Annotated in this window: 10 protein-coding genes; 4 read left to right on the top strand and 6 right to left on the bottom strand. The window is 66.5% G+C overall.

The genetic code is table 11. The features are described from left to right. Nucleotides 1-284: 284 nt before the first annotated feature. The 6 genes from FHY04_RS12015 to FHY04_RS11990 form a co-directional block, all read right to left on the bottom strand. Nucleotides 285-2,627 carry a xanthine dehydrogenase family protein molybdopterin-binding subunit gene (locus tag FHY04_RS12015; protein ID WP_183936572.1) on the bottom strand — a complete coding sequence of 781 codons (2,343 nt, stop codon included), beginning with the start codon at nt 2,625-2,627 and terminating at the stop codon, nt 285-287. Then, complete coding sequence (locus FHY04_RS12010; protein WP_183936571.1) at nt 2,624-3,613, bottom strand: xanthine dehydrogenase family protein subunit M; 990 nt, start codon at nt 3,611-3,613, stop codon at nt 2,624-2,626. Before FHY04_RS12010 ends, FHY04_RS12015 begins: the two co-directional genes overlap by 4 nt. Then, on the bottom strand, nt 3,610-4,140 hold the full coding sequence (locus tag FHY04_RS12005) for a 2Fe-2S iron-sulfur cluster-binding protein (protein ID WP_183936570.1): 531 nt from the start codon (nt 4,138-4,140) through the stop codon (nt 3,610-3,612). The genes FHY04_RS12010 and FHY04_RS12005 overlap by 4 nt, the downstream gene beginning before the upstream one ends. Before the next feature lie 188 nt (nt 4,141-4,328). Then, nucleotides 4,329-4,772, bottom strand: coding sequence for a VOC family protein (locus FHY04_RS12000; RefSeq protein WP_183936569.1), 444 nt, complete (start codon nt 4,770-4,772; stop codon nt 4,329-4,331). Nucleotides 4,773-4,962: 190 nt separating this feature from the next. Then, nucleotides 4,963-7,998 carry a TonB-dependent receptor gene (locus FHY04_RS11995; RefSeq protein WP_221211753.1) on the bottom strand — a complete coding sequence of 1,012 codons (3,036 nt, stop codon included), beginning with the start codon at nt 7,996-7,998 and terminating at the stop codon, nt 4,963-4,965. A 165-nt stretch (nt 7,999-8,163) separates the two neighbouring features. Beyond that, nucleotides 8,164-8,910, bottom strand: a complete 747-nt coding sequence (locus tag FHY04_RS11990; protein ID WP_183936567.1) for a FadR/GntR family transcriptional regulator — start codon at nt 8,908-8,910, stop codon at nt 8,164-8,166. A gap of 276 nt (nt 8,911-9,186) precedes the next feature. Between FHY04_RS11990 and FHY04_RS11985 the strand changes: the two genes are divergently transcribed. From FHY04_RS11985 to FHY04_RS11970, 4 genes are read left to right on the top strand one after another with little or no spacing between them, the layout of a single operon-like run. Beyond that, the gene (locus FHY04_RS11985; RefSeq protein WP_183936566.1) at nt 9,187-10,584 is read left to right on the top strand and encodes a DUF1080 domain-containing protein; all 1,398 of its coding nucleotides are present in this window, start codon (nt 9,187-9,189) and stop codon (nt 10,582-10,584) included. A 13-nt stretch (nt 10,585-10,597) separates the two neighbouring features. Then, nucleotides 10,598-11,908, top strand: coding sequence for a Gfo/Idh/MocA family protein (locus FHY04_RS11980; RefSeq protein ID WP_183936565.1), 1,311 nt, complete (start codon nt 10,598-10,600; stop codon nt 11,906-11,908). A gap of 1 nt (nt 11,909) precedes the next feature. Further along, on the top strand, nt 11,910-12,764 hold the full coding sequence (locus tag FHY04_RS11975) for an FAD:protein FMN transferase (protein ID WP_311724652.1): 855 nt from the start codon (nt 11,910-11,912) through the stop codon (nt 12,762-12,764). Next, a complete protein-coding gene (locus tag FHY04_RS11970; RefSeq protein WP_159511857.1) occupies nt 12,761-14,032 on the top strand; it encodes a Gfo/Idh/MocA family protein in 1,272 nt (423 codons plus the stop codon). The genes FHY04_RS11975 and FHY04_RS11970 overlap by 4 nt, the downstream gene beginning before the upstream one ends. The last annotated feature ends 13 nt before the right edge of the window (nt 14,033-14,045 follow it).

Raw genomic sequence — 14,045 nt, 5'->3', positions numbered from 1 at the left:
GCGCGAGCAGCCGCTAGATCCCGGCACGGCGGTAAGGGGAAGTGTCATCGCGACAGAACAGGACGACCTTCCGTATCCGGTTATGAGACACGGGCGCGGGTGTCGATGCTCGACCCCAACGGGATTTAGGCGATCACGGGCGGCTGTCGCTTCGGGGTCATCCGAAATCGCGTCACGAAGGCGCTCGAGGCCGCAAACGGTTCGCAACGCGGCGGGTGGGGCAGCACAGCGCCGGTCGGCGACCGCCCGACCGGCGCGTGTCGCGCTTCCCCTAAAGGGCCACCCTATAGCAGCTTGTCGAGGGTGATCGGCAGATCGCGGACGCGCTTGCCGGTGGCGTTGTAGACCGCGTTGGCGACCGCCGCCGCGACGCCGGTGATGCCGATCTCGCCGATCCCGTGCGCACCCATCGGTGTGTGGGGATCGGCGATATCGGTCCAGATGACGTCGATTTCCGGGACGTCGAGGTGCACGGGGATGTGATATTCGGCAAGGCTCGGGTTCATGATCCGGCCATTGCGTTCGTCGAACTGCGTTTCCTCCATCAGCGCCATGCCGAGCCCCATGATGATCCCGCCGCGGAACTGGCTCTTTGCCGTCTTGGGGTTGAGGATGCGGCCGCAATCGAACGATCCGAGGATCCGGCTGACGCGCGTCTCCCCAGTGACCGCATTGACCCGCACCTCGCAGAAGATCGCGCTGTGCGAGTGCATCGACCAGTGCATCAGTTCGAGCGGTTGCGACGCCGCCGCGGTGACGGTGACGCTGTCGCGCTGCGCACGCGTCAGGATCGAAGCGTAGCTTTCCCGCTGCGTCGGATCATCGATCTTCGCCAAGCCGGCATCCTCGCTGCCGACCGTATCCGCCGACAGCCCCGCGAGGGGTGAGTCGTTGCCGGCCAGCTTGAGCAGCTCGGCGACCAGCGCGTTATGCGCCGCGATGACGGCCGCACCGATCGCCGCAGTCTGCTGCGATCCCCCCGCCATGATCGCGCCCGGGATTGAAGAGTCGCCGTAGCCGACCTCGACCTGATCGAGCGACAGACCCAGTCGCTCCGCGCCGACGATCGCGGTGGTGGTCGAGGTCCCCATGCCCATTTCCGCCGCCGCGACCTCGATCAACGCGCGCACGGCATCGCCGTCCCGCGTGAGGGTGATGCGCGCCTGTGCGCCGGGCATCCGATAATAGGGATAGGTCCCGGTCGCGCAGCCCATGCCGATCTGCCATTCGCCATCGCGGCGCGTAGCCGGTTCAGGCTTGCGATCCGCCCAGCCGAAATGATCGGCGCCGTTGCGCCACGCCTTGACGATATGGCGCGACGAGAAGGCGAGGCCCGACGTCGGGTCCTTGTCCGGCTCGTTCAGGATCCGCAGCTCGACCGGGTCGATGCCCAGATCAACCGCGAGTTCGTCGACCGCGCATTCCAGCGCGAAGGTGCCGACCGCCTCGCCCGGCGCGCGCATGAAGGTGTTGGCCAGCATGTTCATCCGCGCGATGTCGACCTGCAGGCTGATATTGGGGCAGGCATAGGCGGCACGCGTGCCGAGGATGAACGGCTCGGGCATGTTGTTGTGCGGAGTCATGATCGACAGGCCGGTGTGGACCAGCGCATCGAAGTGCCCTTCCGCGGTCGCGCCGATCGCCACCCGCTGCTCGGTGAGGGATCGCCCGCCGACGACCCGGTATACACCCTCGCGCGACAGCGTGATCCGCACCGGACGGCCTGCCAGCTTCGCCGCGGCGGCACCGATGATCTGGTGATCCCACAAGCCTTTGCAGCCAAAACCGCCGCCGACATAGGGCGAGGTCAACCGGACCTTGTCGGGCTTGAGATCGAAGACCTCGCCGATCGTCTGCGCCTGTGCGGTGACCATCTGGCTCGCGTCGTGGATCACCAGCGCGCCGTCGATCCACGCGATCGTTGCGGCATGCGGTTCGATCGGGTTGTGGTTGTGGCGCGGGGTGCGATAGACCTGATCGACGACATGCGGCGCGGTGGCGAGCGCGGCGTCGGCATCGCCGATCCGGTTGTGCAGCGGCTGTCCCATGAACAGGCCCGGTTCGCGACCGTTCGCTTTCGCGTCCTCGAGGCTGGTCGTCGATGGCTCCGCGGCATAGGTGAAGCCGAGCAGCGACGCGGCATGGTCGGCCTGTTCCTGAGTCTCGGCGAGGACGCAGGCGATCGGCTGCCCGTTCCAGTGGATGCGGTCGTCCTGCAGGATCGGCAGGTCGGCGGGGCCCACCGCGGTCGGGGACGAGCCGAACATGCCCGGTGTGTTCATCCGTGGCGCGTTGAGGTGAGTCATCACCAGGACGACACCCGGCGCGGCGTCCGAGGCCGCGCTGTCGATCGCCGTGATTCGGCCGCGCGGGATCGTCGCATAGGCGAGTGCCGCATAGGCCATGTCGTCGAAGCGGAACTCAGCTGCGAAGCCTGCCTCGCCCTTGACCTTCAGCGCGCCGTCGAGGCGCGATACCGGCGTGCCGATCAGCCCGTGCTTGTGTGCGATCAGCGGATCGGGCCGGCCGCCGGGGATCCAGCTGTCGGGTGCCAGCGGAACGAGCTTCTCCATCGCGCCCTGCATCAGGCCCTGCGCCGCCTGCTTTGCGCTATCGATGATGCTCATGCCATGTCTCCCTTCGCCAGCTCGGCCAGCACCGCGGCCAGCGTTCGCGTCGCCAGTTCGGGCTTGAACGCATTGTCGCGAAGCGGCCGCGCGTCGGCGAACTCAGCGGCTGCGGCCGCCCGGAAGGCGGCCTCGCTGGCCAATTCGCCACGCAGCGCGGCCTCTGCCTTGGTCGCGCGCCATGGCTTGTGCGCGACGCCGCCGAACGCGATCCGGACGTCCGATATCCGGTCGCCGTCCATCTCGAGCGCCGCCGCGACCGAGATCAGCGCGAAGGCATAGCTCGCCCGGTCGCGCACCTTGCGATAGGTCGAGCGCGCCGCGACACCGAGCGGCGGCAGTTCGATCGCCGTGATCAGCTCGCCCGCCGCCAGCACGGTGTCGAGGTCGGGTCGATCGCCCGGCAGGCGGTGGAGCTCGCCAAAGGGCAGCGTCCGCGCGCCGTCGCGTCCCTCGATATGCACGACAGCGTCGAGCGCGGTCAGCGCAACGCACATGTCGGAGGGATGCGTCGCGACGCAGGCATCGGATGCGCCGAGAATCGCGTGAATGCGGTTGAACCCCTCGCGGGCATCGCACCCCGTACCGGGCGCGCGCTTGTTGCAGTGCGATCCGTCGGTGTCATAGAAATAGGTACAGCGCGTACGCTGCAGCAGGTTGCCGCCGACCGTCGCCATGTTTCGGATCTGCGCGGACGCCCCCGCCAGGATCGCGCGCGACAGCATCGGATAACGCGTCCGCACGCCGTGATGCTCGGCGACTGCGGTGTTGGTGGCGGCCGCGCCGATCAGCAGTCCGCCCTCTGCCGTCTGGGTGACCGCGGCGGACAGGCGGGTCACGTCGACCAATGTCTCGTGGCGGGCGACGGTCTCGCGCATCAGGTCGACGATATTGGTGCCGCCGCCGAGAAAGGCCGCGGTCTCGCCCGCACCCAGTCGCACGGCGTCGTTCACGGTATCGGCGCGCAGGTAGGTGAAAGGCGTCATGCCGCCATCTCCGCACTCTTCTCGGCGGTCGGCGCTGGCGCCATCGTCGCCTGGATCGCATCGATGATGCCGTTATGCGCGCCGCATCGACACAGATTGCCGCTCATCCGTTCCTGGATCTCGTCGCGGGTCAGGATCACCTCGGCGGCGAGGTCGGCGCTGACATGGCTCGGCACGCCGCGGCGCGCCTCCGCGGCCATGCCGATCGCGGAACAGATCTGCCCGGGCGTGCAATAGCCGCACTGGAACCCGTCATGCTCGATGAACGCCGCCTGCAACGGGTGAAGCGCCGCGGTCTCGGCCAGGCCCTCGATCGTCGTGATCTCACGTCCGTCATACTGGACCGCCAGCGCGAGGCAGGACAGGATCCGCTCGCCATCGACCAGCACCGTGCAGGCCCCGCACGCGCCCTGGTTGCAGCCCTTCTTGGTGCCGGTCAGGTGAAGCGTCTCCCGGAGGTGATCAAGCAGCGAGACACGGGGATCCGCCGGTCCCGGGACGGCGTTTCCATTGACAACGAACGACATGGCGATCTCTCCTGTGGCGCACCGCGCCGAGGGGCAGCGTACACCAGTTTATGTGTCGTGCAGATGTCTTTCAGGGGCCGGGGTGCAGCGCAAATCCAAAAAGATCAAACAGCGTGCTCGTCTCTCCGGTAAGGCAGGCGGCCAAGAGAAGCGCCGCTCGATAACCCCGGTCTCGATCGGCCGCCACGTCATCGTCGCGCCGCGCCGCGTGCGTCCCCGATCTCCAGCCAATAGCCATCGGGATCCTGCGCATAGATCTGGCGGACGCCGTCGAACCGGAGCTGCATCCTGTGCGGTGTGCCCGCAAGGTCGGTCCAGACGCGTCCGTGCTGGTCCAGCCAGGCAATGACGGTGGCGAGGTCGTCGACGTGCAGCGCCAGATGCTCGTTCCGGTTCGAGGGTGTCGGCGCCGTACGGCCGTCGAGGATGTGGAGCGCGAGGCCGTTGCCGAGATCGAGCCAGCGGCGGTTTTTGAGCGGCGTCGGGATGATCCGCAGGCCGAACGCCTCGTGGTAGAAGGTCGCGCTGCGATCGATGTCCGCGGCCTGGATCGCGACATGCTCGGCGGTCGCCGCGGGCGCCGCTGTCGTTTGCAACGCTGCGAGCGCGAGAAGAATGGATGGCACGATCATGAGGCCCGGTCCCTGAAATATGTGGTCAGCGCGTGTGTGACGATGAAGGCCCGGACCCATGCGGCGCGCCGTCGGCACCGTAGTCAAAGAAAGAACCGGGTGCGCCGCACGTGACGTGCAGCGCACCCGGTGATCGGGTCGACATCGGCAGGGGGGGGGCGCGCCGATATCGACCAGAACCGTGAAGTCATTAGAACTGGAAATTGACCGCCAGCGCGTAGGTGCGGCCGAAATAGGACGTGTAGAGCGGGTCCTGACGCACCGTGTCGACGGTCAGGCGATTGGTTTCGTCCGTGATGTTTGATACTTCGGCGATCAACTTGATATGCTCGTTGAGGTTGTACGAGGCCGATGCGTCGACGAAGATCGAACTCGCATTGGCGGTCGAATCTGCGTCGACCGAGCCGCTGGGGACGGCGGTCAGGAAGGCCGCGCGATAGTTGACAGTCGAGCGGATGCTGAACTTGTCGTCTTCATAATATAGCGTCCCGCTTGCCGTTTCGGGCGACAGCCCTACCAGCGGCGCGGTCCGGGACAGGGTCGGCGAGATGACGTAGTTGATGTTCGACCGGACCCGCGTGAAGTTGCCGAGCGCGCCGAAATTGCGCAGCACGCCGGGCAGGAAGGTGAAGGGCAACTGGACGTTGACCTCGAACCCGCGCAGTGGTCCGCCCTCCGTGTTGTTGCTGCGCTGGACGGTGAACACGTCGGTCGGGCGCAACTGCGTTCCGTTGAGCAGCGTCGCCGGCAGGCCGACATCCTGGAACGCGACCGCCTGGCTGGTCGTCTGGATATAGCTTTCGATATTCTTGTAGAAATACGCGACCGAGATCAGCGAGCCCTTGGCGAAATACCATTCGAGCGCCGCGTCGAACGTATTGGCACGGATCGGTTCGAGGAAGGGATTGCTGAAGGTTGCGGTCTGGATGACGAGGTTCGCGGAGCCTGCGGGGATCAGCTGCCCATAGGCTGGACGCGACATCACGCGCGCGACCGAGGCGCGCGCGATCAGCTCGGGCGTGATGTCGAGCGCGAGGTTCGCCGACGGCAGCCAGTCGTCATAGCTGCGGCCGACCTCCGATATCACGAACCGCGAGGGATAGAGCGACCCCGCGGGCGCAGCCGAGGTGATCGGGCCATAGGTGTCGAGCTTGGTATGGACGTACCGTACGCCCGCATCGCCCCGCAGCGCGAAGGGCAGCGAATTGGCGGTGTTGAACTTCACCATCGCATAGCCCGAGGCGTATTTCTCATCGACGCCGCCATACGTGCCCTTGGCGCATTCGAGGCTGCAATAGACATAGTTGTCGAGCCCGACCGCGTCGCGGAACTTCTCGGGATCGATCGAGACGAAATCCTGCAACAGCCCGTCCAGGTTGCTGCCGATGCCAGTCGTCACGGTGGTGAGGCTGGCGAGCGTCACGCCCGACGGCAAGGCAAGCGGCGTGTTGGTGGCGAGCTGCCGCTCGCGGGCGGTATATTTGTTGGTGCGATACTGACCGCCGATCTGCAGCGTGAAGTCGGGGGCGGCCTCCCATTCGCCGTTGAGCTCGAAGGTCTTGCTCGTGATCGTGTTGCGACGGATGAAGTTCGACAGCTGGCCGCGCTGGTCGCCATTGGCGAGCGGCGGGCCATATTGGAAGAGCGCGGGATTGGTCGTGTCGATCCCGTAGCCGATCTTCGGAATGTCGGGATTGTCGCGGAAGTCGATCGAGAAGTCGCGCGTGTCATTGGCATCGATCGCGACCTGCAGGCGGTCGACGTCGAGCCGCGACTGATTGATGCCGGCCAGACCATAGACCCGGACGGTGTCGGAAAAGCGGTGGTCGAGGTTCAGATTGACCTGGCGATAGGTCGAAGTGAACTTCTCCTGCTGCATCTCCGACCGCAGATCGACGCCGTCGAACAGCCCGTGGATCAGCGACCCATTGTCATCGACCTCGATCTCGCGAACCGACGTCAGCGGCTGGCCGTTGTTCGAGATCGCGCGCCCGAACGAGCGTGCATCGAAATAGGTGTCGAGCCGATCCACCTTGAACTGCGAATACAGGCCGTCGAGCGAGATGTCGGTATTGTCGCCAGGCTTCCATTGCAGCGTCAGCGTGCCCGCGAGACGCTGCTGTTCCTGGTCGCTTTTCGCCGGTCGCGGCAGACGGGGGAGATAGACGCCGCCGCCCGGACGACCGTTCACCCCGGTCCGGCTCATGACATAATCATAGGCCGCCGCCGTGCTCGTGCGCGGATTTCCGGTGCTGCAATCATTGGCGTCTGCGCCGATCGGCGTTCCGTTCGGCTGGGCGTAGCCGGCGGTCGGGCTGTTCGTCGCGGCCCCGCGAAAGCTGTAGCCGACCGGGGTGCAGAAGGGGAAGATCACGCCGGCGTTCGCGGTGCCCGCAGGCTGCGCCTGGCCATAGACCGTGGTCGGCACGACATCGGCGGCCGAATAGGCATATTCTGCGATATGGCGCTTCGAATAGGCGATGCTGCCGAGGATGCCGAACGTGTCGCCGAACTGCTTGGAGACCAGCGCGGACAGGCGCGGATCGGCCTTCTTGCTGATGTCGTTGTAGATTCCGCGCGCGGTGCCGGTGAGCACGAAGCTCTTCTTCTGGTCGAACGGCTTGGGCGCGCGCAGATCGACCGTCGCACCCAGCGAACCTTCCTCGACATCGGCCGACAGCGTCTTGCGGACCGACAGCGCCGAGAAGATTTCGGTCGGGAAGGTCACGAAGTCGAACGAACGGCCGGTCGCGACGCCGCCGCGAATGTCGGTGCCGCTGACCTGCGAGACGCCTTCCATGCCGTTGATGCGGACGCGCGTGAACTGCGCGCCGAGGCCGCGGACCGAGATATTGCGGCCCTCGCCGCCGTCACCGCGCGAGAGCGCGACGCCGGGGATGCGCTGCATCGACTCGGCGAGGTTGGAGTCGGGGAACTTGCCGATATCCTCTGCGACGATGCTGTCGATCGCGGCGGTCTCGTTACGCTTTTGGTTGAGTGCGTTGTTCAGCGAGGCGCGGAACCCGGTCACGACGATATCGGCGTTTTCCGGCTCGGACGTGGCCTGGGTCGGGTCGACGGGATCGGGTGAACTCGTCTGGCTGTCTGCTGGTTGCGGCACCTGACTGCCCGCGGTTCGCTGGGCCATGGCCGGCGCGGCGATCAACAGACCAATGACGCTCGTCGAGATAAGCAGCATGCGCTTATCGAAGCTCTTGTGGCTCAAGGACCCTCTCCCGATAGGCCGGTCGCGCTGAGTCGGCGCGGCCCGACATTTTGCCGCCCCAGTTTTCTAGGGTCGACGTAGGTCGTCAGGTATCAGGGCCGCAGAAATATGACAATATGGAATCATTTGGTCAGGCAAATAGTTTGACCAATATTTTGGCTCGCGTCAGACCGAGCGTCGCGCCAGGGCGCGGCGGCGCTGGACGGTCGCGGCCCGCGCGCGTTCGACGGCTTCGGTCTCGGTGACGTCGAGCAGGTGGTCGATCACACGCGCGAGGTGATCGCGCATCGCGTTGCGCGCGTCGACCGGCGAGCGGGCCTCCAGCGCGGTCAGGATCCGGCCGTGCTCGGCCATGCGGTTCTCCGTGCCGAGGCTTCCCGCCTTCGCGAGAACCTCGCGCGCGAGCGGCGAGCGGAAGCGCATGTCCCAGAAGTCGGCCACCGCGGAGATGATCACCGCATTGCCGGTCGCCTCGGCGATCGCGATGTGGAACCGGCGATCCGCGTCCTCTGCCGCGATCGTGTCGTCCTGATCCATCTGCGCCAGCAGACCGCGTAGCTCGACGAGCTGGTCCTCGGTGATCTCGGTCGCGGCGACCGCGGCGACTTCCCCTTCGAGCAGGCGGCGCGCCTCGGTGATCTCGAACGCGCCGATATCGAGTTCCTGCTCCGAGTCGTTCGATGACGATGCCAGCACGAACACGCCCGATCCCTTGCGGGCCTCGACCATGCCCTTCATCTCCAGCGCGATCATCGCCTCGCGGATCGTCGGACGACTGACCTGGAACCGCTCCGTCAGATCGCGTTCGGCGGGCAGGCGACCGCCGACCTGAAACACGCCGTCCGCGATGTCCGTCATGATCGCCTGCACGATCTTGCGGTAGAGTTTACCGCCGCCTTCAGCATCCTGCATTGCATTCCTCGTTCGATAGACGGCAGCCTGAACAGCGGCGCCGTCCCCTACATCGCGCGGACACCGGCATCGTCAAGTCCGGTAAGCCCCGAACCGGCGGAAACATCGATAAAATGCCTTACAATCTGTTTGCATGTGGCCCGACCACAAATTAGGGTTGGTTTTGGAGAGACGTACGGCAGCGACATGTCGGCGGTGAAACGATGCGAGACGACCGGACCTGTCCGGATAGGGCTGCCCAGCCTGTGCTCGCAGAGAAGAGAAAAGGGGAGGCGAATGGTTCGAGCGCTCGCAATTCTGACCTTGGCGGCCGCACCGTTGCTGCTGCAGCCGTCGGTCGACGCGGCCCCTGCGTCTCAATCCTCCACCGATCAGGCAAAAGCGCCGTGGCGCGACGTGACCCCGCGCGCGGGTCTGGCCGGCTGGCGCGCGACCGGGGGCAACGCGACCTACGCGTTCGAGAATGGCGAGCTGATCGGGCGCGCCGAGCCCGGCAAGACCAATAGCTGGCTCGTGTCCGAGGCCCAGTATGGCGACTTCATCGTCGAGTTCGACGCGAAGACCGATCCTGCGCTCAATTCGGGGATGATGATCCGCGGACAGAGCCGGCCCGATTATCGCAGCGGCGTCGTGCACGGCTATCAGGTCGAGATCGATCCGTCGGCGCGTGCGTGGAGCGCGGGCATGTACGATGAACAGCGCCGGCAATGGCTGTACACGCTCGGCCGCAACGCGCCCGCGCGGCAGACCTTTCGCTCGGGCGACTGGAACCACTACCGTGTCGAGGCGATCGGCACGCGGTTGCGCAGCTGGATCAACGGCGTGCCCGCGACCGATACCGTCGACGATGTCGACGCGCGCGGCTTCATCGCATTCCAGGTCCATGCGATCCCCGACGCGGACGCTGCGCGGCACCCCGAGGTGCGGTTCCGCAACGTCCGCGTCATCACCGATACGCCGGCGCGCTACGCGATGCCCGCGACCGCGCTGCCGCAACAGGGCTGGCTGAGCAATCGGCTGTCGGGAGAGGAGCAGCGCGAAGGCTGGAAACTGCTGTGGGACGGCAAGACAGGTGCCGGCTGGCGCAGCGCGAAGGGGACGGCGTTTCCGACGACGGGCTGGACGATGGCCGGCGGCGTGCTGCGCGTGGACGGCGGCGGCGGCGACCTCGTCACGACCCGCGAATATCGCGATTTCGAGCTTTCGGTCGATTTCAAGCTGGCACCCGGCGCGAACAGCGGGATCAAGTATTTCGTCGATGCTGGCCTGCTGAAGCGCAAGGGCGAGGCGCTCGGGCTGGAATATCAGCTGCTCGATGATGCGCGGCATCCCGATGCGAAGATGGGGCGCGACGGCAACCGGACGCTCGGCTCGCTCTACGACCTGATCGCGGCGAAGAACCTTTCCGACCCGGCCAGTCCGGGCAAGCGGATCAATCCGCCGGGCGAATGGAACAGGGCGGTGATCGTGGTGCGCGGCGCGCGTGTCGAGCATTGGCTGAACGGCTTCAAGATGGTCGAATATGACCGCGGGTCGCCGGCATTCCGCGCGCTGGTGGCGCAAAGCAAATATGCCGGGACCGCCGGGTTCGGTGAGGCCGTGCAGGGGCCGATCCTGCTTCAGGATCATGGCGACCGGGTCGAGTTCCGGTCGATCAAGCTGCGTACACTCTAAGGGGGATCAAACGATGGACCGTCGGACGATGATAAAGGGCGCGGGCGCGACGCTGGGCATGGCGATGACCGCGCGCAGCTATGCACGGATCAAGGGCGCGAACGACCGGCTGAGCGTCGCGATCGTCGGCGTGAACAGCCGCGGCCAGGCGCATATGAGCGCGTTCACCAAGGTCCCGAACGTCGAGGTCACGCATTTCTGCGACGTCGACTCGGCGGTGCTGGCCAAGCGCGCGGCGGCCTTTGCCGCGAAGGGCCATGCCGCGCCGCGGACCGAAGGCGATTATCGAAAGTTGCTCGACAACAAGGCGATCGACATCATCACCGTCGCGACGCCCGATCACTGGCACGCCAAGCTGGCGGTCGACGGGATGAAGTCGGGCCATCACGTCTATTGCGAGAAGCCGATCGGCATTGCGCCCGCCGAGGGCGAGGCGATGATCGCCGCGCAGAAGAACACCGGGCGCCAGCTCCAGGTCGGCAACCAGCAGCGTTCGAGCCCCGAGACGCGGCAGCTGCTCGCACTGGTTCAGGCGGGCGAGTTGGGCGACGTGTACGAGGCGCAGACCTGGTACGCCAATAATCGCGGATCGATCGGCAAGGGGCAGCAGGTCGCACCGCCCGTGACGCTCGACTGGGACATGTGGCAGGGCCCGCGCCCGCGCGCGGCGTACCGGTCGAACCTGGTGCCGTATAACTGGCACTGGTTCTGGCAATATGGGACGGGCGAGCTGTGCAACAACGCGATGCACGAACTCGACATCGCACGCTGGCTGATGGGGGTGACCTATCCGACGAAGGTCGAGGCGAAGGGGGCCAAGCGCTTCCACGCGGGCGACGACTGGGAGATGTACGACTCGCTGTCGCTCGACCTGAATTACGAGAACGACCGGGTGATCCGCTGGAACGGGCAGAGCTGCAACGCGATGCAGACCTATGGCCGCGGCCGCGGCGTGCTGCTGCTCGGCACCAAGGGGTCGGCCGTGGTCGATCGCAACGGGTTCGAACTCTATGATCTGGCGGGCAAGTCGATCCGGCAGGTAATGGCCAAGGCGACGTCGGAGACGACCGGCACGGTCGGCGAGGGTGTGCTCGACGTCTATCACGCGAACAATTTCGTCGATGTGATCCGCGGCAAGGCCACCACGCTCAACTCGCCGATCACCGAGGGGCATATCAGCACGACGCTCTGCCATCTGGGCAACATGGCCTATCGCACCAACAGCGTGCTGACCGTCGATCCCGCGACCGGCAGGCCGAGCAGTGCCGAGGCGATGAAGCTGTGGTCGGTCGCGTACGAACCCGGCTGGGAGGTCAAGGCCTGACGTGGGTATCGCCGCGCGGGTCGAGCGCTTCGTCGCGATGGGGACGCGGATCGAGCTTCACGTCTTCGGTGCAGGGTCTGAGGCTGCGATGGTCGCGGCACGGCGTGCGATCGAAAGCGTCGACGACGCGCTGACGATCCACCGGCCGTCGCCGACGACCGTGCTCAACGACGAACTGCTCGCCGGGCACGGCGTCGCGATCGGCGATCCGGTACTGATCGACGCGCTGGTCGCGATCGACGAGGCGCATGCGCTGACCCTGGGCCTGTTCGATCCGGCCGCCGATCGGCGGTTCGCCGGGGCGGGCTGGGGCGATCTCGTGTTCGACCGCAGCACCGCGCGGATCGCTGCGACCCGGCCGCTCGCGCTCGATTTCGGCGGCTTCGGCAAGGGCTTCGCGCTCGACCGCGCGGGCGCCGCGTTGCGCACTGCGGGGGTTGTCTGCGCGTGCCTTTCGGCGGGTGAAAGCTCGATCGCGGTGATCGGGGAGCATCCGTTGGGCGGCGGGTGGCCGTTCGCGATCCCCGATCCGTCGTGCACCGACGCGGTGCTCGTCGAGGTCGAGCTGGTCGACGAGGCGCTGTCGATCTCGACGACGGTTGGCGCGGGCACGCAGGCCCCCGAGCGCGCGGCTATGATCCGCCCCACCGATGGCGGGATCGTGACCGCGGCGCGCTGTACCGTGGCGATCGATCGCAGCGGCGGCGCTGCGGAGGCGATGAGCACCGCGCTGCTCGTCGCCGATGCGGCGCGCGCGCGACGCCTGCTCGACGCGGCGCCGGCACAGCGGTTCCTGTACGATCTTTCCAAGGCCGCGGCGCGGACCGACGACACAGCAAGGATGCAAGCGGCATGACCGACAAGGATTTCAACCTTTCACGACGATCGTTCATCGATCGCGTGCTGACGGCGACGGCGGGCGCGGGGATGGCGACGGCCGCACCCTGGGCGGTGTCCGCGGCCTCCGCGGCGGCGGGCGCCGAGCCGGTCAAGTCGAACCCGGTGCGGCTTGGCGTGATCGGCACGGGCGACCGCGGCCGCGCGCTGATCCAGAACATCGCCAAGTCGCGCAACTGCACGGTCGTCGCGATCTGCGACAGCTATGCGCCGAACCTCGTCAAGGCGCAGCAATGGGCGCCGACCGCGCGGCGCTTTGCCGATCACCGCGCGATGCTCGATGCGCGCGGGATCGACGCGGTGGTCATCGCGACGCCGCTCGACACGCATGCGAAGCTCTGCTTCGACGCGTTCGACGCCGGGCTGCACGTCTGGTGCGAAAAGGCGATGGCGCGGACGATCGCCGATTGCGGCGCGATGATCACGCACGCCAAGGCGGCGGGCAAGATCCTTCAGATCGGGCATCAGCGGATGTTCCACCCGACCTACCTCAACGCACTGAAGCGCGCGCGCGCGGGCGAGATCGGCACGCTGACACAGATCCGCGCGAGCTGGCACCGCAACAATGCCTGGCGCCGCGCGGTGCCTGCCGATGCGAACGACCGGCAGATCAACTGGCGGCTGTACCGCGACCGGTCGGCAGGGCTGATGACCGAGCTCGCGACGCATCAGCTTCAGGTCGGTAACTGGTTTCTCGACGCGGTGCCGACGCGGGTGATCGGGTCGGGCAGCATCTGTTTCTGGAAGGACGGCCGCGAGGTCTATGACCATGTCGCGCTGATCTACGAATATAGCGGCGGGCGGAAGCTGATCTACACCTCGCTGCTCAACAATGCGCGCTATGGCTGCGAGGAGCAGATCCAGGGCAGCAAGGGGACGATCGAGCCGGAGCTGGGACGCATCTATCAGGAAGTGCCCGCCAAGGTGCTGGCGTTGCAACGAATGCACAAGGACGTCGCGCGCGGGCACAAGCGCACCGTGCCGATCGGCGGCGCGACCTGGTTCCCCGAACTGCCCGTGACGACACCCGGCGAGTCGCTCGGCTGGGGCGAATATGACGAGACGATGCTGCAGTTCGACGGCTTTGGCGAGGCGGTGCGCGCGGGCAAGCCGCTGCCCGGCCTGTTGCGGCAGGCCTATCATGCGAGCGTCGCGTCGCTGCTCGGCGAGCAGGCGATGGACCGCAACCAAGCAATGACCTGGCCGACGAACCTGGTCGCGATCTGAAAGGGGATAGAGC

The sequence above is a fragment of the Sphingomonas sp. BK481 genome (assembly GCF_014194875.1).
Taxonomy (GTDB): domain Bacteria; phylum Pseudomonadota; class Alphaproteobacteria; order Sphingomonadales; family Sphingomonadaceae; genus Sphingomonas; species Sphingomonas aerolata.
Note: the sequence above shows the minus strand (reverse complement) of the source record. Positions and strands in the feature narration are given on the sequence as shown.